23 protein-coding genes and 1 other annotated feature are annotated in these 25,977 nt (G+C 48.4%); of the genes, 15 read left to right on the top strand and 8 right to left on the bottom strand.

Annotation, left to right across the window (positions count from 1 at the left end; translation table 11 throughout):
* Window positions 1-101 precede the first annotated feature (101 nt).
* The gene (locus tag KTH89_RS10415) at window positions 102-1,289 is read left to right on the top strand and encodes an FprA family A-type flavoprotein (protein ID WP_238721581.1); all 1,188 of its coding nucleotides are present in this window, start codon (window positions 102-104) and stop codon (window positions 1,287-1,289) included.
* Window positions 1,290-1,432: 143 nt separating this feature from the next.
* Here KTH89_RS10415 and KTH89_RS10410 read toward each other — a convergent pair whose 3' ends face one another.
* Genes KTH89_RS10410 through KTH89_RS10385 form a run of 6 tightly spaced genes read right to left on the bottom strand, consistent with a single transcriptional unit; the run spans window position 1,433 to window position 6,888 of the window.
* A complete protein-coding gene (locus tag KTH89_RS10410; RefSeq protein WP_238721579.1) occupies window positions 1,433-2,275 on the bottom strand; it encodes a carbohydrate ABC transporter permease in 843 nt (280 codons plus the stop codon).
* Window positions 2,272-3,189 (bottom strand): carbohydrate ABC transporter permease, encoded by a 918-nt coding sequence (locus KTH89_RS10405; RefSeq protein ID WP_238721578.1) that lies wholly within the window; start codon window positions 3,187-3,189, stop codon window positions 2,272-2,274. The genes KTH89_RS10410 and KTH89_RS10405 overlap by 4 nt, the downstream gene beginning before the upstream one ends.
* Before the next feature lie 18 nt (window positions 3,190-3,207).
* The gene (locus tag KTH89_RS10400; RefSeq protein WP_238721576.1) at window positions 3,208-4,536 is read right to left on the bottom strand and encodes an ABC transporter substrate-binding protein; all 1,329 of its coding nucleotides are present in this window, start codon (window positions 4,534-4,536) and stop codon (window positions 3,208-3,210) included.
* A gap of 19 nt (window positions 4,537-4,555) precedes the next feature.
* The gene (locus tag KTH89_RS10395; RefSeq protein WP_238721574.1) at window positions 4,556-5,443 is read right to left on the bottom strand and encodes a nucleoside hydrolase; all 888 of its coding nucleotides are present in this window, start codon (window positions 5,441-5,443) and stop codon (window positions 4,556-4,558) included.
* Complete coding sequence (locus KTH89_RS10390; protein WP_238721573.1) at window positions 5,433-6,179, bottom strand: nucleoside phosphorylase; 747 nt, start codon at window positions 6,177-6,179, stop codon at window positions 5,433-5,435. The genes KTH89_RS10395 and KTH89_RS10390 overlap by 11 nt, the downstream gene beginning before the upstream one ends.
* Window positions 6,180-6,195: 16 nt before the next feature.
* Window positions 6,196-6,888 carry a Crp/Fnr family transcriptional regulator gene (locus KTH89_RS10385; RefSeq protein ID WP_238721571.1) on the bottom strand — a complete coding sequence of 231 codons (693 nt, stop codon included), beginning with the start codon at window positions 6,886-6,888 and terminating at the stop codon, window positions 6,196-6,198.
* Window positions 6,889-7,436: 548 nt separating this feature from the next.
* Between KTH89_RS10385 and pgeF the strand changes: the two genes are divergently transcribed.
* The 9 genes from pgeF (at window position 7,437) to KTH89_RS10340 (ending at window position 16,828) form a co-directional block, all read left to right on the top strand.
* A complete protein-coding gene (gene pgeF, locus KTH89_RS10380; RefSeq protein ID WP_330656671.1) occupies window positions 7,437-8,327 on the top strand; it encodes a peptidoglycan editing factor PgeF in 891 nt (296 codons plus the stop codon).
* Between the two features lie 170 nt (window positions 8,328-8,497).
* Window positions 8,498-8,851 (top strand): YraN family protein, encoded by a 354-nt coding sequence (locus KTH89_RS10375; RefSeq protein ID WP_238721570.1) that lies wholly within the window; start codon window positions 8,498-8,500, stop codon window positions 8,849-8,851.
* Between the two features lie 135 nt (window positions 8,852-8,986).
* A complete protein-coding gene (locus tag KTH89_RS10370) occupies window positions 8,987-9,754 on the top strand; it encodes a DeoR/GlpR family DNA-binding transcription regulator (protein ID WP_158343225.1) in 768 nt (255 codons plus the stop codon).
* A 92-nt stretch (window positions 9,755-9,846) separates the two neighbouring features.
* On the top strand, window positions 9,847-11,271 hold the full coding sequence (locus KTH89_RS10365) for a rhamnulokinase (RefSeq protein WP_158343223.1): 1,425 nt from the start codon (window positions 9,847-9,849) through the stop codon (window positions 11,269-11,271).
* A gap of 271 nt (window positions 11,272-11,542) precedes the next feature.
* The gene (locus tag KTH89_RS10360) at window positions 11,543-12,145 is read left to right on the top strand and encodes a DivIVA domain-containing protein (RefSeq protein ID WP_158343221.1); all 603 of its coding nucleotides are present in this window, start codon (window positions 11,543-11,545) and stop codon (window positions 12,143-12,145) included.
* Window positions 12,146-12,431: 286 nt separating this feature from the next.
* A complete protein-coding gene (locus KTH89_RS10355) occupies window positions 12,432-13,778 on the top strand; it encodes a DUF512 domain-containing protein (RefSeq protein WP_238721568.1) in 1,347 nt (448 codons plus the stop codon).
* Window positions 13,771-15,099 (top strand): ribosome biogenesis GTPase Der, encoded by a 1,329-nt coding sequence (gene der / locus KTH89_RS10350; RefSeq protein WP_238721567.1) that lies wholly within the window; start codon window positions 13,771-13,773, stop codon window positions 15,097-15,099. Before KTH89_RS10355 ends, der begins: the two co-directional genes overlap by 8 nt.
* Entirely contained in the window at window positions 15,099-15,743 is a 645-nt protein-coding gene (plsY, locus tag KTH89_RS10345; protein ID WP_238721565.1) for a glycerol-3-phosphate 1-O-acyltransferase PlsY, read from the top strand. The genes der and plsY overlap by 1 nt, the downstream gene beginning before the upstream one ends.
* A gap of 74 nt (window positions 15,744-15,817) precedes the next feature.
* A complete protein-coding gene (locus KTH89_RS10340; RefSeq protein ID WP_238721563.1) occupies window positions 15,818-16,828 on the top strand; it encodes an NAD(P)H-dependent glycerol-3-phosphate dehydrogenase in 1,011 nt (336 codons plus the stop codon).
* Between the two features lie 163 nt (window positions 16,829-16,991).
* Here the strand turns inward: KTH89_RS10340 and KTH89_RS10335 are convergent, their stop codons facing one another.
* Together KTH89_RS10335 and KTH89_RS10330 are read right to left on the bottom strand one after the other, a co-directional pair.
* Window positions 16,992-18,371 carry a TrpB-like pyridoxal phosphate-dependent enzyme gene (locus tag KTH89_RS10335; protein WP_158343211.1) on the bottom strand — a complete coding sequence of 460 codons (1,380 nt, stop codon included), beginning with the start codon at window positions 18,369-18,371 and terminating at the stop codon, window positions 16,992-16,994.
* A 146-nt stretch (window positions 18,372-18,517) separates the two neighbouring features.
* Window positions 18,518-18,774: a binding site (T-box leader), on the bottom strand.
* 82 nt (window positions 18,775-18,856) lie between these two features.
* Window positions 18,857-19,729: an EamA family transporter gene (locus KTH89_RS10330; protein WP_158343209.1), complete on the bottom strand. Its 873-nt coding sequence runs from the start codon at window positions 19,727-19,729 to the stop codon at window positions 18,857-18,859.
* A 340-nt stretch (window positions 19,730-20,069) separates the two neighbouring features.
* Here KTH89_RS10330 and KTH89_RS10325 point away from each other — a divergent pair, with 340 nt between their 5' ends.
* The 5 genes from KTH89_RS10325 to vanS all read left to right on the top strand — a co-directional run bounded on the left by KTH89_RS10325 (window position 20,070) and on the right by vanS (window position 25,735).
* A complete protein-coding gene (locus KTH89_RS10325) occupies window positions 20,070-20,573 on the top strand; it encodes an RNA polymerase sigma factor (protein ID WP_238721561.1) in 504 nt (167 codons plus the stop codon).
* Window positions 20,574-20,590: 17 nt separating this feature from the next.
* On the top strand, window positions 20,591-22,645 hold the full coding sequence (locus KTH89_RS10320) for a beta-propeller domain-containing protein (protein WP_238721559.1): 2,055 nt from the start codon (window positions 20,591-20,593) through the stop codon (window positions 22,643-22,645).
* A 283-nt stretch (window positions 22,646-22,928) separates the two neighbouring features.
* The gene (locus KTH89_RS10315; RefSeq protein ID WP_238721558.1) at window positions 22,929-23,828 is read left to right on the top strand and encodes a DMT family transporter; all 900 of its coding nucleotides are present in this window, start codon (window positions 22,929-22,931) and stop codon (window positions 23,826-23,828) included.
* 94 nt (window positions 23,829-23,922) lie between these two features.
* The gene (gene vanR, locus KTH89_RS10310; protein ID WP_158343202.1) at window positions 23,923-24,621 is read left to right on the top strand and encodes a VanR-ABDEGLN family response regulator transcription factor; all 699 of its coding nucleotides are present in this window, start codon (window positions 23,923-23,925) and stop codon (window positions 24,619-24,621) included.
* Entirely contained in the window at window positions 24,614-25,735 is a 1,122-nt protein-coding gene (gene vanS / locus KTH89_RS10305) for a vancomycin resistance histidine kinase VanS (protein WP_238721556.1), read from the top strand. The genes vanR and vanS overlap by 8 nt, the downstream gene beginning before the upstream one ends.
* The last annotated feature ends 242 nt before the right edge of the window (window positions 25,736-25,977 follow it).

Below are 25,977 nucleotides of genomic sequence, written 5' to 3'. Positions count from 1 at the left end.
GTTAGTATTTCATTAGAATTAAATGAGAGATAAGGCCGAACAAAAATGGTTCGCCCATCCCTGAAACTAAGGCGCGGTAAACGCGCTACTGGAGGTAAACAATGAAAATTACAGAACATGTTTCTTACGTTGGTGTACAGAATCCGTCTATGCGTGTATTTGACATTATTATGACTACCAATTACGGCACCAGCTACAACAGTTATCTCGTGCAGGGAGAGAAATGTGCCCTGATTGAAACCGTACATGATGCATTTTCAGAAGAGTTTTTCCATAACATCGAAAATTATATTGATGTGGCCGCCATCGACTATGTCATTTTAAATCATACAGAACCTGATCACTCCGGCAGCCTGTGCAAGATCGTGGCGGCGAATCCCCAGGTAGAAGTTATCGGAACCACCGCGGCGATCCGTAACCTGGCGAATATCACCAATATGGAGTTCAAGAGCCGGGTGATTAAGCAGGTGACGGGAGAGCAGCTGGATCTGGGCGGCGGTGTCGTGCTGGATTTCATCGTGGCTCCCATGCTGCATTGGCCGGATTCGATGTTTACGTATCTGAAGGCGGACAAGGTTCTGTTCAGCTGTGATGTCTTCGGATCTCACTTCTGCGAGCCCTCCGTATTAGACCGTTATATCAAATATCCGGAGGCTTATGCCAGCGAACGTCTGAATTATTATACTTGCATTTTCTCCCCGTTTAAGAAATTTGTAATCGCGGGAATGGATAAACTGAAAGGCCTGGAGATCGAGACCGCCTGCACCAGCCACGGCCCGGTCCTTCAGGAAAAATTAAAAGAGACCATGGAACTGTACCGCGCCTGGTCTTTAGAACAGCCGGTTGAGAAGAAGATCGCCATTTTTTACGTAACTGCTTATGGTTACACCGAAATCATGGCCAGAAAATTTGCGGAAATCTTCGAGGCGGCAGGAGTCAAAGCCGAACTATATAATGCGATAGAGCATCCCCAGGCAGAGCTGGCGGCAGTGATGAATGAAGCGAGCGCGGTTCTTTTCGGTTCCCCCACCATCAACAAGCAGGCGCTCAAACCGATTATGGATCTGATCTCCGGCAGTGATGTGGTGAACAATATCAATAAACCTGCGCTGGTGTTCGGTTCTTACGGCTGGAGCGGCGAAGCGCCGAAACAGCTGACGGAGCTTCTGAAAGTTCTGAAATATAAAGTCTTTGAGGAAGCCGTCACCTGTGTGTTCAAGCCTTCCGACAGCGATTTGTCCAAAGTGGAAGAGAAGGCGCTGGAATTTTTGAAAATGATCGAAGGTTGAGAAATTTTCTTCATTACAATTATCAAACAATTCTCAACAAAATTCGGGTATCAGAAGGGAATTTTCCTTTTGATACCCGAATTAATAGATAAGCTCTCCTGTTAAACAAAAACTTATGGGAATGCTAGTCCCGAAATGATGGACTATCCCTTAATCCCGCTGTTTGCGATCCCTTGAATATAATACTTTTGAAATGGAAGAAACAGTCCTAAAGGAATCAGAGCTGTAATTATGGATGCTGCGTACATCGCAGACCATTTTGTTGAGTGCTGCTGTTGGAATACACCCATCGCCGTCTGAATCTGCATTACATCCGCCGATCTGGCCGCCACCAGAGGCCACAGATAAGCATTCCACTGATTGATAAATATCATAAGGCCCGCTGTAATAAATACCGGCTTTGACAGCGGAAGCAATATTTTCACAAAGATAACAGGCCAGGAGGCTCCGTCTACTCTGGCTGCTTCTAACAGCCCTTCCGGCAGTTCTTTAAAAAACTGTGTAAATAAAAATAGTACTAGGCCATCTGCCATACACGGAACGATTAATGCCGCAAACGAATTTACCATCCCCAGTTTATTTACAACTGCATATAATGGCAGCGCAATGGATTCAAAAGGAATCATAAAAGAAACCAGTATAACAGCGAAGATGACTTTCTTAAACCGGAAGTCAAATGTGGCAAATGCAAAAGCCGCCAGACTATCCACGATACACCCTAAAACTACGGTGCAGATACTCACAAACAGGGTGTTCAAAATCGGTTTTAGAAAATGGTATTCCGTAAACACCTCCACATAGGAGGATAACGTAGCTTTTACCGGCAGTAAGGTATGTATTGTAAAAGGAAGAGCATACTCAAACAATTCCTGATCGCTTCGGAAGGATGCCGATAATCCCCACAGCAGAGGAAAGAGCATAATCAATACCAGAAGGATCAGGGCCAGATAGGTAGATAGAACCTTTAGCCGGGTTTCCTTTTTCATCGTATTCGCCCCCTTTTCTTTGCTGCAAGTCTAGGTTCCTTATTTTCTTTCTTAATTCTCTTCTCATCTTTCTCTTCAAATAACTTAAATTGTATGATGCAAACCAAGCTGATTAACAGAAGCAATACCGTGACGATTGCAGCGCTTCGGGGACGGTCTACATATAGAAACGCTGATTTGTAACCTTCATACATCAGGACATTGGTGCTGCCCTGAGGGCCGCCCTCAGTCAGCAACTGCATAGGAACAAACAATAACAGATTCGTGGTCGTGTCCGCTACCAAAACAAACAACAACACATTTTTTATCATAGGCAGCGTGATTCGAAACAATCTGGTAAACCAGCCGGCTCCATCGATTCTGGCGGATTCGTAGATGGCTTCATCAATGTTCTTAAGTCCTGCCAGCAGAAAAATCATCCAGTAGCCCACGCCGATCCAGGTAGCAATCACGATAATGCACCAGATCGCCTGATTGACATCGGTCAGGAATCCCTGTTTTGCCATACCAAATATGCTGAGTATACTGTTAATAATCCCGTTGTTTGCATTGAACATCATTCCCCACAGCATCGTAGCCACCGTGATGGATATGGTCACCGGAAGATACAGAATAGTGCGAAATACCCCGATTCCCTTTACCGTCGTATTCACTAACAGCGCCATCCCTACTGCTAGAACAATCTGCAAAGGTGTTATAACCAAGTTCATCTTGATGGTCACCCACAGGGATTTGTAAAAAGACGGGTCTTGAAACAGAAGGGCATAAGTTCCCAATCCAAAGCTTCCTTTATAAGTGAAACCTTCTACAAGTGTATATAGGATCGGACAGATTTTAAATATTAAAATAAGGATACAGGCCGGTCCGATCAGGAGATACGGCAACCCTTTGTTTCCCTTTATACTGCTCTTCATTAGGCACCCCACATTTTTCTAATTCTCTTTATATTTCGCAAATGCAGTGTTCAACTGTGTTATCGTATTTTGAATGGATGATTCTACTGGGGCGCCGTTCCTGATATCCTCAAACATGGTATTCATGGCTGTCTCGTATTCTGTATAGGCAGGAGTTACCGGACGGGCTACCGCTGTATTCTCTGCTTCATAAGCCGCTAGTTTCATGACATCGTCGGTTCCCTCGGTCAATATCTTATTTACTCCGGCCTTGGTGGCGGGAACATCCCCGACCTCATCCACCCAGGAAGTTCCTTCCCCCAGTGTGAAATATTTGATAAAGTCTGCAGCCTCCTTGGGATGACTGGAGTAGGAGGATACCCCGCAGTGCCAGCTGCCGGTAGGTGTCCCGACCTGATCCTCATGTCCTTCAAAATACGGACACAGTGCATAGCCGTAATCAGAAAATCCGGCTTCTTTGGCATTGGCGTCTGTCCAGGTACCGGCTATCATAAACACGATCTTTCCCGCCAAAAAATTATCTCCGGTCTCATCATTGGTAGTTCCCCGCGTCGAAACTCCGGTCTCAAACAGGTTTCTGTAGACATTCATGGCTTGTATCCACTCCGCAGAATCGATAACTCCTTCTACATTCAAACCATCCTCACCAATAGAGGGCGCTCCCATGGAATTCGGAAGCTCCAGCACCTGGTAGGCACGGCTGACCTGCTCCAGCATAAATCCGGCCACTCCCTTTGTACCGTCCGGGTCCACTACCTTCTGAGTTTTTTCAGCCATATCCAGAACTTCTTCAAAGGACAGCCGTTTATCTAAGCGGCCACTTGGAATCTCAAATCCAGCTTCCTTCAAATATGCGGTATTATACCACAACAACTGAGCAGAATTATTCATCGCCGGAGCATAGAACTTTCCATCCCAGGTCCCGGCATTCCGGGCCGAATCCACATATTCATTTTTTTCATCTTCTGTAAAATAGTCATCAAGCGGCAGTAGATATCCTCTATTGGCATAGCCGGCTACCATTGGCACGTCCACCATAATAATGTCAAACTCATCGCTCTTACTTCCCAGCACTACTTCGATAGCCTCAAACAGCTGTTCCTGCTGATAGAATTCTACTTCCACATGGATACCAGGGTTCTGTTTTTCATATTCCTCCATCATTTTAGGGAAAGCTGTATCCCAAGTCCCTGCTCCACAAGACATTACCCGAATAGTCACGTCACCGGAAGACGATTCCGTTACCTCTTTTCCGCTCTGTTCCTTTGAATCCTGTTTTCCACATGCAGCTAACATAGATAAGCATAAAACACCTGTTAGTATTGCTGTCCATATCTTTCTTTTCATATCTTTTCCTCCATAGACATTATTTGAAAACTCTTTTCATAAATTCCCGGACAACCCTGATTTTATCCACGGATATCCCTACTAAAGTTTTACCCTTTTCCACTTTATGAGGGTCAAATAAATTTACCTTCTCATAGATGATTCCTCTGGTATCCGTTCCGCTCAATTCGACTGCCAGCGGCATTTCCCTTATAGTTACTACAGACGGATCAAACAAATACTGTATCACCAGAGGATCATGCAATGTGATTGGATACCCGGTCTTAAGCCAAATGTCTATCAGTGACCGCAGAAAAGCTAACTGTGGTCTTGCGCTGGTTCTTATTTCCGCCAGTTCTTTCATACTTAGCCGGCATTGGTTCGTTACATTTAATCCAAACATTGTGTAGTGTTCTGCCAGATCAGCCACGATCCTGGCGGCCTCGGGATCACACAGGATGTTCCATTCGGCGTAAACCTCCGTTATATTGCCTCCCATAGCAACGATATTTGCGCGCTTCATAATATCGGTTGCTCTTAAGAAGCATACTGCCAGGTTTGTCTGCGGACCGATTGCTGCAATCGTCAGGTCCGGATTTTCCTGCACAGCTTTTATGATAAAGTCAGATGCGTCCATCTGCTCTTCATCCTGTTCATAACCAGTCAATCCAATGCACTGATCCGGTATGGTAAGGGTGTCCACCCTCTCAATGATCGGCATCCCGATCCCGGTATAGACGGGTATATCAGTCCTGTCATACTGGTTAAGCAGCTCCCTGACCAGGCGGGTCCTGGCACTGGTATTTCTATATACGGTCGTTATACCGAGGATCTCAAGCTCCGGTGAGTTCAGCGCCAAAGCGATGGCCAGCGCATCGTCAATGTCGTCTCCGATATCCGTATCAATGATAATTTTTCTAGGCTTCATTTTTACTCTCCATTGCAATAGTTTCCAGAGCTACCAGGATTTCATTTGTCTCACCCTGCCGCATAAGTTCATCTCCATCCGCATACCTGCCGATTCCGGCCTCCACATCATTTCCGTATAATACCACATTGTTCAGGATCGATGCGGTACGGATTCCCCGCAGGCCGCCAATGGTAAACAGGGCCGCGGTTTCCATATCACTGCCTAGTACACCTTTTTTGGCCCAATACTCGCAGATCTCTTCTTCCCGGTCCGTATAAAAGCTATCATGACTGCGTGCCATACCGGTAAAGTAGCGGATAGACAGTTTCTCTGCTGCCAGAATTGTTCCCGTCAAAAGTCTGGTATCCGGAATCGCAGGATAGATGCTGTCGATATAAGTTTTGGATGCTCCGTCATCACGTACCGCTCCGTTTACCAGAAGCAGAGCTCCCAGACCAATTCGTTTATCCAAAGCGCCACAGCTCCCGATCCGGATCATAGTCTCTACCCCAATGTTATGTAGTTCTTCTACGGCGATTCCTGTGGATGCCCCTCCCATCCCTGTGGACACGGCCAGAATCTTTAATCCCTTATAATAACCGGAAATACTGCGAAGCTCTCTGTTGTAGGCCAGTTCTTTTACATCCGTAAGAAACTCACGGATATGATCGATCCGCCTGGGATCTCCCGGCAGGATCGCATATTTTGCGCCATCCACCTCCGATAGACGGATATGTGCTTGTAGATTTGACATGGATATCCTCCTGTATTTATGATTTCTCCATTTCCCTTCGGATCTCTTCGAGATCCAAGATACCGATGCAGGATCCACTGATTTCGATCAGTCCTTTTTCCCTGAGTTGCTGCAGAACACGGTTGACGCTTCGCTGTGTCACAGCCATACGTTCTCCCAGGTTTTCTGTTCGGATATTGATTCTGACAGGGCCAGCCTTTTTTTGCTCCACCGCACTGTCAATCAGATACCTGCATATTCGTTGCTTCAACGTATACAGTGTGTTGTCGCCCATATTGTTGCACAAAACGTAGCTGCTTTCACACAGGGTCCGGACAAAATAATCGTTCAGGTTCTGATCCATCTGCAGCCATCGGAGAAACTCTTTCCTGGCAATCTCAAACAGCCTTACATCAGTCTTGGCTTCCACACTGCTGATATACGGATAGGGTCCGAACATCTCCAGTTCTCCTATGTAATTTCCTTTTCGATAGGTATTCAGATAATATTTTTTGCCATGCTCAGACTCTACGTAGATATCAAGCTCCCCATCAACAATGAGATATATCGTATCATATACTTCCCCTTGACTGAGTACGAAGGCATCTGCCTTATATTCCCTTACCTTTATTCCCCGCAGGATTTCATAAGGGCATTGCCTCATAATGTGATATATCACCTGATCACGTTCCAGTATTTCGCTGATTTCCAACACATCGTTACTTTTCATCGGATCACCCACTTCTAATTTAGTATATTCTGAGTGTATAGCGTTTACTTTGGAGCGTCAATTTTCAGATGATTTTTTATGGGGGAAATATTTTCCATATCTCTATTTATATTATAGCAGCCAGTCTAAATGGCATACAGGAATTGTGTCTATGGATGGATGGCTTTTTCATGGTTATTTTACAGCCACAGATCAATTTCCGGGACAAATGTCCTGGGGGGTTTTTATTGTGGAAAAGTCGCTTGAGTTTTCCCTTTATGCAAGCACAGTTCTCTTACTTATGCACGATGCATGAAGAAAATAGATTAGAAAAAGCGAATGGTGGATTCAGACATGGAATTATAGTATAATTACTTCTGAGAAACAGTATTCGTTTATAGTATTCATTTATAGAATTAATTTATATAAGATAGAATTATTAGGATAGGACTGAATCGGGCAGGACTGAATCGGTCGGGACATATGTAAATAACAAAGATTAGGCAGTCAGATATACATAGTTGAGCAAATATAAATATAGAAGCAGATAAAATGTAAGGAGCAGATCTATGGCAGAACAAATAATAGCGGAACCGGCCGCAGACTATGCAGATAAGAAAAAGAAAATAGGCGGAATGGAGTTGTGTGCGCAGGGGACAGCACCCTATCTGATGTTTCCGGCCCTTGCGGGCACAGGAATTGTACGGCATGGATTCTCCACGAAGCTTGGAGGGGTCAGCCAGGGGAGCTGCGCGACGATGAATTTAAGTTTTGAACGCGGGGATGATCCAAAGGCTGTGCGCGAGAATTACCGCCGGATCGCCTCTTCCATTGGTTTTTCCGTGGAGGATCTTGTATTTTCCAAGCAGACCCATACGACCAACATCCGGCTCGTTACGGAAAAAGACCGGGGCGCCGGTTATTCCCGGCCTGTCGGATATACGGATGTGGACGGACTGATCACAAATATTCCAAATCTGGTGCTGACCACTTTCTACGCAGACTGCGTTCCCCTTTATTTCGTGGACCCCGCAAGAAGGGTGATCGCCCTGGTTCATTCCGGATGGCGGGGAACCGTCGGAAAAATCGGAGATAAGGCAGTCCGTATGATGCGGGAACATTTCGGAAGCGACCCGGCAGACATCCTGGCCGCGGTCGGTCCTTCGATCGGGCAGGAATGCTATGAGGTGAGCCGGGATGTAGTCGACGCCTTTCGGGACGAATTCACAGAGGCACAGATGTCTGAGCTTGCAGAGCAAAAAGAGAATGGAAAATATCAACTGGATCTGTGGAAGGCGAACCAGATCATCTTAAGAGAAGCCGGAATCCGTAATGAGCATCTGTACACAGCGGGTATCTGCACCTGCTGTCAGAAGGATTGGCTGTTCTCCCATCGGGCTACGAATGGTAAACGCGGGAATCTGGCGGCTTTTCTGGAATTACTGCCGGAGCAGGCCTGAAGGGGGCAAGAATTACCGTAGCAGGCCTTAAGGCTGAAACTGCAAAATCAGGTTTGATGGGTCAAAAACCAGATAGCAGAGTGAAAGTATAGGGAAAGAAAAGAGAGAAGAGAGTAAGAAAAGAGTAAGAAAAGAGTAAGAAAAGAGTAAGGGAAAGGAACGTGGCTGCCATGAACCTTCGGCAAAAAGGCAATACTTATGAAGATCAGGCGGAAGCATATCTGAAAAGTACCGGCTACCGGATACTCTGCCGGAATTTCCGAAGCCGGACGGGAGAGATCGATATAATCGGCCGGGACGGTAATTATTTGGTCTTTGTGGAGGTAAAATACCGGTCGGACGATAGCCGGGGACTGCCGGAGGAAGCTGTGGACCAGAGAAAGATTTACCGTATCTGCAGAACCGCAGATTATTACCGGATGGTCAGAAATGTGCCGGAGGATCTTCCGTGCCGGTTTGATGTGGTTTGTATTTGCGGGGAGCAGGTGAAGCTGATCAAGGATGCGTTTTCCTACTGTGGCTGATGTATTTTTAACAGAAAACAGGCAGAAATAGACAGGAAAAAATAAAGAAAATAACAAAAAAACACTATAAATATCAACATAAATATGTTATAATACCATAAAATACAACAAGAACAAAAAAGGGGAGGGCCGCTAATGCTTGCCATCGAACGGAAAAACGAAATTTTGGCAACCCTGCAAAAAGAGCAAAGAGTTCTGGTGACAGAACTAAGCCAGCGCTATAACGTTACGGAAGAGACCATCCGCCGGGATCTGGAGAAACTGGAGAAGGAAGGGTTTGTAAAAAAGACGTATGGTGGTGCGGTGTTGAACTCCAACACGAATCTGGATTTGCCGCTTCGCATCCGGGAAAAGAATAATCAGGAAGAAAAAGAAAAGATCGCGTCGAAAGTGGCCGATATGATCGAGGAAGGGGACAGCCTGATGCTGGACGCCTCATCCACCTCCCTGATGATTGCCAAGAAGTTGAAAAAGTTAAAAAAGCTGACGGTAATCACCAACGCAGTGGAAGTCCTGATCGAATTATCCGGTCAGGAGGGAATCAAAGTAATTTCTACGGGAGGAGTCTTAAGGGACGCGTCCCTGTCTTTGGTGGGAAAAAGCGCGGAGCGCACACTGGAAAATTACAATGCGGATATTGCCATTATTTCTTGTAAAGGATTGGATCTGAAACGGGGTGTGACAGAATCCAACGAAGAAGAGGCGGAGATCAAGCGGGCTATGCGCCGCTGCGCCACACAGACATTTTTAGCAATGGACAGCAGTAAGTTCAATCGGGCATCCTTTGTCCGAACGACAGATTTAAAAGCCGGTGACACACTGGTCACCGACAGGCTGGATGAAGAATGGAGACGGATTTTGACGGACAAAGGCATCCGCCTGGTCACCTGTGGAGAGGAATAAAACCTTACAGGCCATTAGCTGTGCGGAATCACCACCTACTTGCTGCGGAAACAAAAGCACGGCTGAAATAAAGAAAAGGAGAGATATGTACAATGAGCGAACCTATTTACAATCTGGCATTTGATTTTGGAGCCTCCAGCGGGAGAATGATTTTAAGCAAATTCCAGGATGGAAAAATTGAACTGGAGGAATTACACCGTTTCTACAATGAGCCGGTATGGGTAGGAAATGTTTTTTATTGGGATACCTTCCGGATGTATCATGAACTGAAAACAGGACTGAAAAAAGCCGCCGCCAGAAAGATTCCGATCCAGAGTATGGGTATCGACACCTGGGGCGTAGACTACTGTCTGTTAGACAAAGAGGGAAATGTGATCGGTAATCCGATCCACTACAGGGACGACCGCACGGAACATTCCATAGAAGAAGTGGGTAAGATCGTTCCCCTGGAAGAATTGTACGGGACCACCGGAATTCAGTTCATGAATTTCAACACGCTATTCCAGCTGCATGCCGACATGCAGATGAGACCTGACATATACGAAAAAGCGGATAAAATCCTGCTGATGCCCGATATGTTCGGCTATTTCCTGACCGGAAAGAAATATAACGAATATACGGAGCTCAGTACCGGACAGGTACTGGATGCCAAGAACAGAGTACTGGATGTGGAGCTGCTGAAAAAAGTGGGAATCCGTCCGGAATTATTCTGCGAGATGGTAGCTCCCGGCACCATCATCGGGGATCTGTGCGAACAGGTAGTAGACGAAACCGGAATCTCCGGTGTGAAAATGATCGCGGTCGGCAGTCATGACACGGCATCCGCGGTAGCGGGAACGCCTTTTGAGGACAGAAACGCAGCCTTCTTAAGCTGCGGTACCTGGTCCCTGTTGGGAATGGAGCTGGATGAGCCCATTCTGACAAAGGAATCCTATGAATATAACTACACCAACGAAGGCGGTGTGGAAGGCAAGATCCGTTATCTGAAGAATATCAACGGTCTTTGGGTAATGCAGAACCTGCGCAGAAACTGGTGTGAGTTCGAAGGAGAGGTATCTTTCCCCGATATCATTGCGGCAGCCAAAGCAGCCAAACGCCAGGATTTCCATATCAACCCCAATGATCCCAGATTCAACGCTCCTTACAATATGATGAAGGAAGTTATCGGATACTGTGAAGACCACGGACAGGGTACGCCGGAAGGCTTAGGCGAGATCGCTATGGCCATCTACAACGGACTGACCTATGAATACAAGAAAACCATCGAAGATCTTGAACTTTTAACCGGAAAAACCATCTCCTGTATTAATATGGTAGGCGGCGGAATCCAGGATCAGCTTCTGTGTGAGCTGACTGCAAAGCAGACCGGGAAGAAAGTCGTGGCCGGGCCTACGGAAGGTTCTGTTCTGGGTAACGTGGTGATGCAGTTAAAAGCCCTGGGTTATATCTCTTCTCTGGAAGAAGGCAGGGCGATTGTAAAGAATTCTTTCGAACAGAAAGTACATATGCCTCAGTAACCGGAACGCAAGGGCCGGGAACTTAAGGAACACGCAACGGATGGCCGGAATACCGGCCATCCGTTTTTTTTGTCCGCAGGATAGTGCGGCTGTTTCCGTTTGGTTGTAAAAGGCCACGAATGTCGCCCATTTCCCGGAAATAAAAAGATATTATTCGCATATTATTGACAGTTTTCTTTATTTTTCTTATTATAGTAAGAGATAGGTGTAAAAATGTTGAAATTTGAGATATCCGAATGAAAAGACGGGATCGGAAGGATGGACGGCTTTTATGAAAATTACAGCGCAGGAGATTTTGAAAAAAGAGTTTGACCGTAAGATGAAAGGTTATTCTCCTATTGAAGTGGACCAGTTCCTGGATGAGATTATAGCTTCTATGGAAGAGGGAGAAAAAGAATATAAGGCGGGTTTGAGCGCTCTTCAGACGCAGGTTGACGGCCTGATCAGTGAAAAAGCCGCTCTGGAGGCTCAGATTGATGAGCTGAAGGCTCAGCAGGAGGAAGATAAGAAAAACCAGCTGCTTTTGAAGAAAGCACTGGCCATGTCGAAGAAAAAAGAGCAGGACTACATGGAGAAGGCTCAGGAAAAGGTAAAATCACTGATGGACGCGGCCCACAGCGCGGCAGATCAGGTGAACCGTGAGGCGCAGACCAAGGCCAGACAGATTGTGATGGAGGCCAATGAGTCGGCGAAGAAAACGGAGGCGGAAGTGGAAGACCGGGTCCGTATGATGCGGGCGATGATTGAGAACCAGCAGACCTCCGTGCGGGAAAGCCATAAGAAATACGCGGAGATCGTCCAGTCACAGAAAAAACTGCTGGAGCAGTACGAGGATCTGGAGAAGGCCATGGAAGCGATCTCATTTCGAAAATAAATCACCGGTCAGGAGATAAGGACGGCGGATTCAAACAGCGATCCTCTCAACCCAGTACAGCGGATGCGTTCTGAGTTCAGAGGATTTTGTGTGTCGGCGCAAAAGGCCGGCATGCGCCCGGAATCCGCCGCCTTGTCTTGTTGTACAGGAACGCAGATGAGAAATGCGGGATCTATAAGCGGGCTGTTTCGAGCCTGTTTATTGTCCGGCGGAATGGATATGCTATAAGGAACAGATATGGAAGGCGCAGTATCAAAGCGCAGCAGATACACTACTGGAGGTAAACATGAAAGATAAAAAACGGGGCCACCGGATATACCAGCTTGTTCCGGGAAGTATCGCCGAGGAACTGGAGCTGGAACCGGGAGACGTACTGATCAGTGTGAACGGACAGGAGATCGGGGATGTATTTGATTATCAGTACCTGATCGAGGAGGAAGAACTGACGGTTTTGGTGGAGAAGGCCGACGGGGAAGAGTGGGAGCTGGAGATCGAGAAGGATGAGGACGAGGATCTGGGGATCATTTTTGAAAATGGACTGATGGATGAGTACCGGTCCTGCCGGAATAAATGTGTGTTCTGTTTTGTGGACCAGATGCCTCCGAATATGCGTGAAACATTGTATTTTAAGGATGATGACAGCCGTCTGTCGTTTTTGCAGGGAAATTATGTGACGCTGACCAACATGAGCGATCATGATCTGGATAGAATCATCCGCTACCGCATGGAGCCCATTAATGTGTCTATCCATACCATGAATCCGAAGCTCCGGTGTAAATTGCTGAACAACCGTTTCGCGGGAGAGGCGCTTGAGAAGCTGGACAGGCTTTATGAGGCGGGAATTCAGATGAACGGGCAGATCGTGCTTTGCAAAGGGTTAAATGACGGCGAAGAGTTAGAATATACGATTGAGAAGATGACCGGATATTTGCCGTGTCTGCAGAGCGTGTCGATCGTCCCGGTAGGGCTTACGCGCTTTCGGGACGGGCTTGCGCCTCTGGAATCATTTTCAAAAGAAGATGCCAAAGAGGTGCTGGGCGTGATCCACAGATGGCAGGAGAAGATATACCGGAAACATGGGGTGCATTTTATCCACGCGGGGGATGAGTGGTATATTATGGCCGGGGAACCGATACCGGAGGAAGAGGTCTATGACGGATATCTGCAGCTGGAAAACGGAGTCGGCATGGTAAGGCTGCTGCTCAATGAAGTCAAAGAGGAACTGGAAACCATGGAGGGAGACGGCCGGAGGGTTCATGTGTCCATCGCCAGCGGGGAACTGATTCAGGATTATCTAAAGGATATTTTGGAACAGATTCAGCGTAAATTCCCGGGGGTTCAGGCGGAGCTGTATCCGATCAAAAATGAATTTTTCGGAGGGAAGATCACCGTATCAGGACTGCTTACCGGGCGGGATTTAAAAAATCAGCTGACCGGCAGGGAACTGGGTGAGCGGCTTCTTCTCCCGTGTAATATGTTCCGCAGCGGGGAAGAGGTTTTTCTGGATGATATTACCAGACAGGAGCTTTCGGAGACTTTACAAGTTCCGATAGATATTGTACAATCAAGCGGAGCGGATCTCGTCCGAAGTATCTTAAGGACAGACCCTATGAATGGAGGAAGTTATGAGTAAACCGGTTGTGGCCATAGTAGGCCGGCCCAATGTGGGCAAATCGACCCTGTTTAATGTTCTGGCAGGGGATAATATAGCGATCGTAAAGGATACGCCCGGTGTAACCAGGGACAGGATTTACGCGGATGTGAACTGGCTGGACTATCATTTTACCCTGATCGATACCGGCGGGATAGAACCGGAGAGCAAGGATATCATTCTCTCCCAGATGCGGGAGCAGGCGCAGATCGCCATCGACACGGCGGATGTGATCATTTTTCTGACAGATGTGCGCCAGGGACTGGTGGATGCGGATGCGAAGGTGGCGGATATGCTCCGGCGTTCCCACAAGCCGGTGGTACTGGCTGTCAACAAAGTGGATAATTTTGATAAGTTTCTGCCGGATGTCTATGAGTTTTATAATCTGGGGATCGGGGAGCCGATGCCGGTGTCCGGCGCTTCCAGGCTTGGAATCGGGGATATGCTGGATGCGGTGGTGGAACATTTTACCCCGGAGCAGTTAGAGCAGGAGGAGGATGAGCGGCCCAGAATCGCGATCGTTGGAAAGCCCAATGTGGGAAAATCCTCGCTGATCAATAAGCTGCTGGGGGAAAAGCGTCTTCTGGTATCGGATATCGCGGGAACGACCAGGGACGCCGTTGACACGGAGGTGACCTGGGAAGGGAAACCCTATGTGTTTATCGATACGGCAGGGCTTAGAAGAAAGAACAAGATTAAAGAAGAACTGGAGCGCTACAGTATCATCCGGGCGGTAACGGCTGTGGAGCGGGCGGATGTGGTGATCCTGGTGATCGACGCCACCGAAGGGGTCACGGAGCAGGACGCCAAGATCGCCGGTATCGCTCATGAGCGGGGCAAAGGTATCATTATCGCCGTGAACAAATGGGATGCTGTTGAGAAGACCGATAAGACCATCTACGAATATACCAACCGGATCCGTGAAGTGCTGGCTTTTATGTCCTATGCGGAAATCCTGTTTATCTCCGCCCAGACGGGACAGCGCCTGCCCAAACTGTTTGAGATGATCGATGTGGTGATTGAAAACCATTCGCTGCGGGTGTCCACCGGTGTGTTAAACGAGATTATGACCGAGGCAGTCGCTTTGCAGCAGCCGCCTTCGGATAAAGGAAAGAGACTGAAACTTTATTATATGACGCAGGTGTCGGTGAAACCTCCGACTTTTGTCATCTTTGTCAACGACAAGGAACTGATGCATTTTTCCTATCAGCGGTATCTGGAAAATAAGATCCGGGAAGCTTTCGGCTTCCGGGGAACGTCCCTGAAGTTCTTTATCAGAGAGAGGAAGGAGAAGGATCAGTAATGGGTGCGAGAATTATCTGTGTGGTGATCGGCTATCTGTTTGGTCTGTTCCAGACCGGTTATTTTTATGGAAAGGCACATGGGATTGATATCAGGCAGCATGGCAGCGGCAACGCGGGCACGACCAACGCGCTTCGGACTCTTGGGAAGAAGGCCGGAGCCATTACCCTGCTGGGAGACGCCTTCAAGTGTGTGGTTGCGGTTCTCGTCACCTGGTTTTTGTTCCATAATTCCCAGGCGGATATTATGCCGCTTCTGAATCTGTATACCGGCGCCGGCGTTGTGCTGGGGCATAACTACCCGTTTTATCTGAAATTTAAGGGCGGGAAGGGTATCGCGGCCACAGGAGGGCTGATTGTAGCCTTCAATCTGCCGATGGCCGGAATCGGACTGGTCACCTTCGCGCTTGGCTATGGGATTACCAAATATGTATCGGTCGGCTCGCTGCTGGTTGTGACCGGTTTTTTGATCGAGCTGGTCGTTTTTGGCCAGATGGGCTGGTTCGGCATGAGTGGGGCGCATCGGATCGAATTATACATAGTGGGTGCATTTCTGACATTATTGGCGGTCTGGCGGCATAGAGAAAATATTAAGAGACTGATTCACGGTACGGAAAATAAAACTTATCTCAGCAAAAAGAATTAAAGCGAACCGGTGGAAGGGCTGCCGGAAGCGGCAGGGATCGGTCAGGGAGTTATAAAAGAAGGGAAGGGTGTCATATGGCAAAAATCAGTATCATCGGAGCGGGTAGCTGGGGAACAGCGTTAGCCTGGATGTTAAATCGCAACGGACATGAGGTGACGATCTGGTCGATCATTCCGGCGGAAGTGGAGATGCTTAAAAACGACAGGGAGCACAAGGATAAGCTGCCGGGGGTACATCTGCCGGAGCAGATCACCATCACCGGCGATCTGAAGCAGGCGGTAATGGACAGAGAGGTACTGGTGCTGGCGGTACCATCCGTCTATACCCGGAGTACGGCCCATTCCATGAGCATCTATGTTTCCGAAGGACAGCGGATCGTCAATGTGGCCAAAGGGATCGAAGAGAAGACCTTCTTCACCTTAAGCGATATCGTTGAGGAAGAGATTCCCCAGGCCGATGTGGCGGTACTCTCCGGGCCCAGCCATGCGGAGGAAGTGGGACGGGGACTGCCCACTACTTGTGTCATAGGCGCCCACACCAAAAAAACGGCGGAATACCTTCAGAATATCTTTATGAACGAAGTCTTCCGTGTCTATACCAGCCCGGATATGCTGGGAATCGAGCTGGGAGGCGCGCTGAAAAATGTAATCGCCCTGGCCGCCGGTATCGCGGACGGCCTCGGATACGGCGATAACACCAAAGCCGCGCTGATTACCCGTGGAATGACGGAGATCGCAAGGCTTGGCATGAAGATGGGCGGAAAATTGGAGACCTTCTCAGGCCTGAGCGGAATCGGTGATCTGATCGTCACCTGCGCCAGTAAGCACAGCCGGAACCGCAGAGCGGGATACTTAATCGGCCAGGGGTATACGATGCAGGCCGCCATGGATGAGGTAAAGATGGTGGTGGAAGGCGTCTATTCCGCCAAAGCTGCCGTAGGGCTGGCACAGAAATATCAGGTGGAAATGCCCATAATCGAGCAGGTCAATCAGGTGCTGTTTGCCGGTAAACCTGCCGCGGAAGCGGTAAGGGATCTGATGATTCGGGATAAGAAGATCGAGCACAGTGATCTGCCGTGGGAATAGAGGAAGCGTAAAACAGAGGAAACGTAAAAAGAAGAAGCGTAAAACAGAAGAAGTTTTACCTATAAACTATAAAATGAAATAGAGCCGCCGGGACAGAATCAATCTGAAATTCTGTCCCGGCGGCTCAAATTATGATAACACAGGGCTTATCTGAAAATAAAAATTATTCCTGAATCCCTGGAATCTTCGGAAGACCGGCAAAGCCAGGCTCTAACTCCTCGTCGGTAGGGATGTAGTCATTCATGGATTTATTTAAGTAAGCCGAATACGCCATCATATCGAAGTAACCCGTGCCGGTAAGGCCGAACAGGATGGTCTTGGCTTCGCCGGTTTCCTTGCATTTCTTCGCTTCCTCCATGGCTCCGTAGATCGCGTGCGCGGATTCGGGCGCGGGCAGGATCGTTTCCTGTTTGGCAAAGAAGGTGGCGGCTTCGAACACCTTCGTCTGTTCCACGGATATGGCGTCCATATAGCCGTCGTGATACAGCTTGGAGAGGATCGGAGACATGCCATGGTAACGGAGGCCTCCGGCGTGATTGGCGGAAGGAATGAAATCGCAGCCCAGCGTATACATACGGGCCATAGGAGTTACCCGGCCGGTATCGCAGAAATCATAAGCGTAACGCCCCCTGGTCAGGGAAGGGCAGGAGGCAGGCTCCACTGCGATGAAACGGGTATTGGCCCTGCCCAGCAGTTTATCCTGCATAAAAGGCGCGATCAGGCCGCCTAAGTTAGAACCGCCGCCGGCGCAGCCGATAACCACATCGGGATACTCATCCAGCATTTCCATGGCTATCTTGCTCTCCAGCCCGATGATGGACTGATGGAGCAGCACTTGATTCAGGACGGAACCCAGCACATATTTATAACCGGGCGTGGAGACTGCTTTTTCCACCGCTTCGGAGATTGCGCATCCAAGGCTGCCGGTGGTATCGGGATGCTCTTTTAAAATTGCCCGGCCCACATTTGTGGTATCGCTGGGACTTGGGATAATGCTTGCGTCAAAAGTCTCGATCACCGATTTGCGGAACGGTTTCTGCTCGTAGGAGCATTTTACCATATATACGGTCAGAGGAATGTGATAATAAGAGCAGGCTTCCGCCAAAGCCGTTCCCCATTGGCCGGCTCCGGTCTCGGTCGTCAGCCCTTTCAATCCCTGTTCCTTGGCATAATAAGCCTGTGCGATGGCTGAATTCAGTTTATGGCTCCCGGATGTATTGTTGCCCTCGAACTTATAATAGATTTTTGCCGGGGTATCCAGCGCTTTTTCCAGATTATAGGCGCGGATCAGGGGAGAGGGCCGGTACATTTTATAGAAATCCTGGATCTCTTCCGGGATATCGATATAGCGGGTCTCTCCGTCTAACTCCTGGTGAGCCAGCTTCTCGCAGAAGACAGGATACAGATCCTCCTCCGTCACCGGCTGGAAGGTGGCGGGATTCAGGATCGGGTCCGGCTGTTCCTTCATATCAGCCCTCAGATTATACCATTGTTTGGGCATCTGCTCCTCGGTTAAATAAAGTCTGTGCGGTACTTTTGCCATAATTAAAACTCCTTTCTTGATTCATTTACATTTTCATCCAGTGAAATCTTAATCTTCCTTTTTGCCGCTGTGCGATCCCCCGGAGTAGTTTTTATTCCATAGGAACCCTTTCCGATGAAATAAAAAAAGCCCCTATCCTCTGTATTTACAGGGACAAAAGCTTGTAGTATGCTTCTGCGGTACCACCCGGTTTGATGATGAATCATCCGCTTGCTTCAGACACCAATATGTCTGTTCCATGGATAACGGGTGGAATTCCCGTCGGGCATTACTGGATACGATCGTATCGTTCTTCCCGACCTCATAAGTCCATTCAATATCCCTTTGGTTATCTTCTCGCACCGGCCGAAGACTCTCTGAAACCAAACAGCAGATATCTACTCCTCTTACTCAACGGTTTCACTGTTCTATTTTTAAATAGTATATTTGCAAATCCATAATTTGTCAATAAAATTTTTCGATTTATTTAAAACTAAAAAAATATATCAAAGAAGCAGCAACAGCGTACCTGATGTGATCATCACCAGACCGGCTGCTGATTTTTTGCTCAGGCGTTCTTTGAACACGATGCGGGAGAAAGCGATGGTCACCAGGATACTTAATTTGTCAATGGGGACCACCACACTGGCAAAACCGGTCTGCAGCGCGCGATAATAGCATAGCCAGGAGCCGCCGGTCGCGAACCCGGACAGGATCAGGAAGAGCCAGCTTTTCTGGTCAATCCGGCGGATCGTGTGCTGCTTTTTTGTTACGAAGACGACAATCCATGCCATGATCAGAACGACAATGGTCCGTATGGCGGTACCAAGTGTGGAATCCACGCCTTCGATGCCGATTTTGCCCAGGATCGAAGTAAGACTAGCGAAAATGGCAGAGCCAAAGGCGAAAAAGATCCAGCTGCGGTTTTTGCCCGGTTTTCCGGCCGGTTCTCGAAGCATATGTTTTTTCTGAATCATCAGATAGGTGCCTGCTGCGATCAGGAGCATGGAGACGCCCTTTAAAGGGGATATGGGCTCGCCCAGCAGGAGAAAGGCCAGCAGCATGGTAAGAATGGTACTGCATTTATCGATGGGCGTGACTTTATTAATATCACCCAGCTGCAGCGCTTTAAAATAGCATAACCAGGAGGCGCCGGTGGCGACTCCCGACAGGATGAGGAAAATAAGTGTTTTGCTGCTGAGGCCGGTCAGGTCCGTCTGCACCCCGGCGATGAAAACCATGACCCAGGAAAAAATCAGGACCACGCAGGTCCGCAGCGCGGTAGCTACGTTGGAATCTGTATTTTTAATACCGCATTTGGCTAAAACTGCCGTGATTCCGGCGAACAGGGCGGATGCAAAAGCAAATACAATCCACACGGAAAATCCCTCCTCATTGGTTCCGTTTATATCATTAGTATACTCCTTAGGGATGAAGAGGGACAAGTAGCAGCGATAAAAAATAGTAGCGCTCGAAAAAGCCTCGCTGACTATTTTTCATGCATCGCACGTAAGTGCCTAAAATACAGGCACTAAGTGCTCATAGCTATAAAAAATAGTAGCGCTCGAAAAAGCCTCGCTGACTATTTTTCATGCATCGCACGTAAGCGGCTAAAAAGCAGCCGCAAGTGCTCATAGCGAAAAAAATATAATAATAGATGCAACAAAAAGAAAGATCGGGTACACTTTAAGTATATACGGAAGAAGCGGGGGTGAACATATGGTGATTAATCCCGAGATAGTAAAGCAGGCCAAGGCATCGGATGCGGCCGCATTCGCCGAATTATATGAAACGGTATATAAGGATTTGTACCGCTTCGCTTATTATACGCTGAAACATCCCCAGGACGCTGAGGATGTGGTCAGTGAGACGGTGATCGATGCCTACCGGGGAATCCACCGGCTGCGCAGTGAGGAAGCTTTTCAGGGATGGATTTTCAAGATATTGTCAAATAAATGCAAGAGGAAATTAAAAGAATATGTAGGGAAGACACTCCCTCTGGACGAGACTCTGCCGCTGCCGGAGGCGGATTACGCCACCGGTTATGACATGCATACGGCTTTTTCACAATTGGCGGATGACGAGAGGCTGATCGTATCCATGGCCGTGTTCGGCGGGTACACCAGCAAGGAGATCGGAAAAATACTACATATGAATGATAATACCGTACGGTCCAGACAAAGCCGCGCTTTAGCGAAGCTGAAGAAAAAACTGGAATCGTAGAAAGGAGGAATCTGGCTATGGACGAGAATAAAATGCTGGAACAGATCAAATGCGCGGCCGAAGATGTGGAAATACCCGAGCATTTGAGGCCGGAAGCGATCGATGATATCATAAATACAGCAAATAAGGCGAAAAAGGTACACAGACCTATCTACCAATACGGCCTGGCTGCCGCGGCCTGCCTGGTTGTGGTGGCATCCGTGTGGCTTGGCGCAAATACACAGAAAAGCGGAACAAAAACAGAGAGCGTGCAGATGGCCCGGGACACCTCTTCCGCCGATGCGGCAGCTCCGGCGGAAGCTTCGGAAAGCGGGGCCGGATCGGCAGCAGACGCTAAGGCGGCGGACTCCCCGATTCCCACTCCCGGAAGCTATGAAGATCTGTATGAGAAAGTGGCAAACGCGAAAAAACAGCAGCTGCGGCAGGTAGAAGAGTCGGCTTCTGATATGGGAATCAATTATGACGGCGCAGCCGGCGCTGCGGAAGGCGCGGCCGGAGGAGCGGAAAATTCCGCTGTCCAAAGTGCGGCCAAGTACGAAGCCGCTTCCGATATGCAGAAAGAGCAGGGATTTTCAACGACCAATCTTCAGGTGCGTGCGGTTGATGAAGGCGATATTATAAAGAATGACGGCCAGTATCTCTATATCGCGGATACGCTGGACAATACCTTTCAGATCATCCGTGCGGATGGTTCCTTGATGACGCAGACTGCCGAGTTATCCATGACACAAAAAATGGATTCGATCTATGAATTTTACGTCACCGGGGACACGCTTACGATTATCGGCGCATCCTCCCAGGCTTCCCTGAAACAAAACACGTCAGACGATGTCTATCGGACGGTATTATCCAACCAGACGGTAACCGTTACCTACGATATCCGTGACAGGAGCATGCCAAGTGAAATCGGATCCGTCACGCAGGATGGTTACTACGAGACGTCCAGACGAAACGGCAACTATCTCTACCTCTTTACCAACTATTATAAAGATGAACTTCCGGCCTATCCGGCCCAGTATGACGGCTATATCCCGGCCGTGAACGGGAGACTGCTGACTGCGGACTGCATCTACCTGCCGGAATATATTCAGGACAGTTCCTATCTGGTGGTATCGGGGATCGACCTTCGTAAACCCGATCAGATCAGCGACGCCAAGACGGTAGTGACGAACGGACAGCACTATTATGCCAGCACGGAAAACATCTATGTGGCGGAGGAGCAGGGATACGGATATGACACGAATAAAACCGAGATACTCAAATTACATTATGCGAACGGTCAGATAACGCCGTCCGCAGTAGGGGTTATCAGAGGAAATCTCAATAATTCCTTCTCCATGGATGAATACAAAGGGAATCTGAGGGTGGTAACGACGGCTTACGACAGCAAGGCGCAGGATTCGACCAATGAACTCTATGTGCTGGATGAAAGCTTGAACATCATCGGAGAGATCAAAGGCCTGGCCAAGGGAGAAAAGATCTATTCCGCCAGATTTTTCGGGGACACCGGATACTTTGTAACCTATCGTGAGACAGATCCGCTGTTTTCCGTAGATCTGTCCGATCCTGCCAATCCCAAAGTGATGGGCGAGCTGAAAGTGACAGGTTTCTCCAACTATCTGCACTTCTACAACGACCATCTGCTGCTGGGACTGGGGGAAGAGACAGACCCGAAAACAGGCGCCCATCTGGGGTTAAAACTGTCCATGTTCGATATCTCCGATCCGGAGAATGTTGTGGAGGTGCATAAATATGTATTGAAAGACTATAATTATGCAGATGCGTTGTACAATTATAAAGAAATGCTTATCGATCCGGAAAAAAATATTTTTGGCTTTGCTGGATATGGCAATCGAAAAGGAAATTCTGTAGTCGACTATCTGGTCTTCTCCTATGATCCGGAAAAAGGGTTTATCAACAGACTTGTCTACGGCGAGGAAGATAATGAAAGCGGAAAACTGCGGGGGGCTTACATCGGCAATACCTTTTATGTGATTCAGCCTTTTGGGGAAACCAGTATCACGTCCTTTGACATGAACGATAAATTTACCAAGTCAGGGACTTACAGATAGCCGGAGCGCATTTTTAAAAGAGGACCGGGCCCGGCAGGGCGCAGACAGATAGCGGCGGTGGGAGTTGGTAAGGCGGACGTAATAGCTGCCGGACACTCCCGCCGCCCCTATCTGTTTCTGCCCTGTCGGCGGGAGGAGGACACAAATCAAGGGGCTGCAAATCGCGGGATGACATTTGAGAGGTTCTGTTGTATAATGATACACTAGTGAAGGATAAAAAATTCAGAAGCTGATAAGGCCGGCAGGCGTTGAAGACTGCGGACAGGGCATTGCGGGGGAGAAAGTGACTGGAAAAGAATTAAAAGGGAAATATTATGCCTGTATAATCGCCGCAGGTTCCATGTGGGGATGTATCGGCATTTTTATCCGGCATCTTGGGGGATATGGCTTCAGCTCTTTGGCGCTGACCGCGCTGCGTGCCATGGGAGCTGCTCTGATTCTGACCATATATATGCTGGCAAAACACAGGGAGAAGTTAAGAATTAAGTTAAGGGACAGCTGGTGTTTTGCGGGTACCGGTATTTTAAGCCTTACCTTTTTTAATATTTGCTATTTTACGACGATCCGGCGCACGTCGCTAGCGGTGGCTTCCGTCTTATTGTATACGGCGCCTATGTTTGTGATGCTGTTGTCCCTGTTTTTGTTCCACGAAACAATGACATGGCGAAAAGGGGCGGCTCTTTTGATGGCTTTTGCGGGCTGCGTGCTGGTAACCGGGATCGGAAGAGGGGACATGAGCCTGTCCCTGTCCGCAGTGCTGACCGGACTTGGGGCCGGTCTTGGTTATGGCCTGTACAGTATATTTGGAATTTATGGGCTTCGCCGGTACGATTCTATGACGGTGACGGTGTACACTTTTTTGTTCGCAACGATAGGGACGGCCTGGTTTGTGGATTATGGCCTGCTGGTTGAGGTGGTGGCTGCACATCCGCTGGTCGCCGTTGAACTTCTGGCGTTTGGCTTTTTTACGAATGTCCTGCCCTATCTGCTGTATACGAAAGGCTTGTCCGGGATGGAGGCGGGGAAGGCTTCCATAACCGCTTCCGTAGAGCCGGTGGTGGCGTCCCTGGTGGGGATCTTTTGCTTTGGGGAATCCGTGAGGATATCGGTGATAGCCGGAGTATTGATGGTCTTGGGCGCATTGGTTGTGTTGAATGTTAAGAGTGAAAAGGTGGAAATTTAAGGAAAGTTTAAGAATAATGCAAGTATTTGGTAACAAAAAAAGTCCGGAAATCTGTTACTATAGGAACAGTGGGTAAAAGAGGATGGTGAGTGCAATGGAGAAAACAAATATATTGGTTGTGGACGATGAGAGAGAAATTGCAGATTTTATAGAAGTTTATCTGCAAAACGAGGATTATCGGGTATTTAAGTTTTACAATGGGCAGGAGGCGTTAGCGTGCATTGAAAAAGAAACGCTGGATCTGGCGATTCTGGATGTTATGCTGCCCGATATCGATGGATTTACTATCTGCCGCAAGATCCGGGAAAAATATAATTTTCCGGTTATTATGCTGACGGCTAAGGATGACGAGCTGGACAAGATTACCGGCCTGACCTTGGGGGCGGATGACTATATCACAAAGCCTTTCCGGCCATTGGAGCTCATCGCACGGGTGAAGGCGCAGCTTCGCAGATTTACAAAATATAACACAATGCAGCCGGAAATAGATGAAAATATCCTGGCGTTTTCCGGCCTGGTTTTAAATAAAGAAAAGCATGAGTGCCAGTTAAATGAGCGTTCCCTTGCCCTGACGCCCACGGAATTTTCTATTCTGTGGGTCCTGTGTGAGAACCGGGGGAAAGTGGTCAGCTCCGAGGATCTCTTCCAGCAGGTTTGGGGAGAAAAGTATTTTGGCAACAGCAATAATACCGTAATGGTACATATCCGTCATCTCAGAGAGAAGATGAAGGATTCTTCCGATCACCCGAAATATATCAAAACCGTGTGGGGAGTAGGGTATAAGATTGAATAAAGAATTCGGCAGGCTGAAACGAAAAGTATTATTTCAAATCTTTTTAATTGGTGTGGGCGCCATCGTAATCGGGGCCCTTCTTCAGTATATCCTGATTGACGGAATTCTGCAGGAACCCTTTGCGGAAGGGTTTGTGAAGCTGTGCCAGCGGCTGTTCCATCTGGATTATTATGGAGCCGTCGGCATCTACCAGGCGATCTTCAGGGACAATAAGACCTTCTATATGATGGCGGGCTTAAGCCTTTTGCTCCTTCTCATGTTTTATTACGCCATGACAAAATTCATGCATTATTTTAAAGAGATCAGCGTGGGTGTGGAGCGGCTGGCGGAAGAATCCGAAGAAGAGATCCAACTCTCTCCGGAACTGGATTTTATGGAAAAGCACTTAAACGACGTAAAACAAAAATTAGAAAAGCGGGAGCAGGACGCCCTGGAAAGCGAGCAGAGAAAGAACGACCTGGTCGTCTATCTGGCTCATGACATCAAGACTCCGCTGACTTCCGTGATCGGATACCTCAGCCTTCTGGACGAGGCCAAGGACATGCCGGAAGAACAGAGGGAAAAATATGTCTCCGTGACCCTGGAAAAGGCGTACCGCCTGGAACAGCTGATCAACGAGTTTTTCGAGATTACCCGTTTTAACCTGCAGGCTATGGTATTGAACAAAGAGCCGATTAACTTAAGCTTTATGCTGGCGCAGATGGCCGATGAATTTTACCCGATGCTGGAGGAGGGAGGAAGGACCGCGGTCCTTGATGTGGAGGACAATCTTACCGTATCCGGAGACCCGGACAAGCTGGCCCGGGTATTCAATAACATTTTAAAAAATGCCGTCGCCTACAGCGATCCGGGCAGTGTGATCGATATCCATGCCCGCAGGGAGGAAGCACGTATCATTATCCTGTTTTCCAACCGCGGAAAAACGATCCCGACCGCAAAATTAGAGGCTATTTTCGAGAAGTTCTACCGGCTGGATTCCGCCCGCTCCAGTGACACGGGAGGCGCGGGATTAGGCCTGGCTATCGCAAAAGAGATCATCGTTGCCCACGGAGGAAATATTACCGCCGAAAGCAAACAGGGAACCACGACTTTTACGGTCGAGCTTCCGATATAATGGCTATGATGGCGGCCGGGGCCTGTACATTCAGATTGGGTTCTTCTTTGGGTTTGGGTATGCCCGCTGCTTAAGGGCCGGGATGCTCCGGACAGCCGGATTCCTTAGTGTCTCCCCGGGAGCGCGGAGGGCTTGCGCTGGCTCCCGCTAAGTGAAATCGAAAAGCCGGGTTCAGGAACCGAGCCTATTCACCAGGAACACGTGATGTGTTCCCGGTTCAGAGGCTCTTGCCCGTCGGACGT

Source organism: Diplocloster agilis (assembly GCF_019042275.1).
GTDB classification, from domain to species: Bacteria; Bacillota; Clostridia; order Lachnospirales; family Lachnospiraceae; genus Diplocloster; species Diplocloster agilis.
This window is presented reverse-complemented; position numbering and strand designations above follow the sequence as displayed.

Coding starts and splice junctions, on each gene's coding strand:
- plsY (WP_238721565.1), top strand. CDS start 15,099: ATGGGTGCGAGAATTATCTGTGTGGTGATCGGCTATCTGTTTGGTCTG.
- KTH89_RS10355 (WP_238721568.1), top strand. CDS start 12,432: ATGAAAGATAAAAAACGGGGCCACCGGATATACCAGCTTGTTCCGGGA.
- KTH89_RS10340 (WP_238721563.1), top strand. CDS start 15,818: ATGGCAAAAATCAGTATCATCGGAGCGGGTAGCTGGGGAACAGCGTTA.
- KTH89_RS10415 (WP_238721581.1), top strand. CDS start 102: ATGAAAATTACAGAACATGTTTCTTACGTTGGTGTACAGAATCCGTCT.
- KTH89_RS10320 (WP_238721559.1), top strand. CDS start 20,591: ATGGACGAGAATAAAATGCTGGAACAGATCAAATGCGCGGCCGAAGAT.
- KTH89_RS10335 (WP_158343211.1), bottom strand. CDS start 18,371: ATGGCAAAAGTACCGCACAGACTTTATTTAACCGAGGAGCAGATGCCC.
- pgeF (WP_330656671.1), top strand. CDS start 7,437: ATGGCAGAACAAATAATAGCGGAACCGGCCGCAGACTATGCAGATAAG.
- vanR (WP_158343202.1), top strand. CDS start 23,923: ATGGAGAAAACAAATATATTGGTTGTGGACGATGAGAGAGAAATTGCA.
- KTH89_RS10365 (WP_158343223.1), top strand. CDS start 9,847: ATGAGCGAACCTATTTACAATCTGGCATTTGATTTTGGAGCCTCCAGC.
- KTH89_RS10370 (WP_158343225.1), top strand. CDS start 8,987: ATGCTTGCCATCGAACGGAAAAACGAAATTTTGGCAACCCTGCAAAAA.
- KTH89_RS10385 (WP_238721571.1), bottom strand. CDS start 6,888: ATGAAAAGTAACGATGTGTTGGAAATCAGCGAAATACTGGAACGTGAT.
- KTH89_RS10405 (WP_238721578.1), bottom strand. CDS start 3,189: ATGAAGAGCAGTATAAAGGGAAACAAAGGGTTGCCGTATCTCCTGATC.
- KTH89_RS10400 (WP_238721576.1), bottom strand. CDS start 4,536: ATGAAAAGAAAGATATGGACAGCAATACTAACAGGTGTTTTATGCTTA.
- der (WP_238721567.1), top strand. CDS start 13,771: ATGAGTAAACCGGTTGTGGCCATAGTAGGCCGGCCCAATGTGGGCAAA.
- KTH89_RS10395 (WP_238721574.1), bottom strand. CDS start 5,443: ATGAAGCCTAGAAAAATTATCATTGATACGGATATCGGAGACGACATT.
- KTH89_RS10360 (WP_158343221.1), top strand. CDS start 11,543: ATGAAAATTACAGCGCAGGAGATTTTGAAAAAAGAGTTTGACCGTAAG.
- KTH89_RS10375 (WP_238721570.1), top strand. CDS start 8,498: ATGAACCTTCGGCAAAAAGGCAATACTTATGAAGATCAGGCGGAAGCA.
- KTH89_RS10325 (WP_238721561.1), top strand. CDS start 20,070: ATGGTGATTAATCCCGAGATAGTAAAGCAGGCCAAGGCATCGGATGCG.
- KTH89_RS10390 (WP_238721573.1), bottom strand. CDS start 6,179: ATGTCAAATCTACAAGCACATATCCGTCTATCGGAGGTGGATGGCGCA.
- KTH89_RS10410 (WP_238721579.1), bottom strand. CDS start 2,275: ATGAAAAAGGAAACCCGGCTAAAGGTTCTATCTACCTATCTGGCCCTG.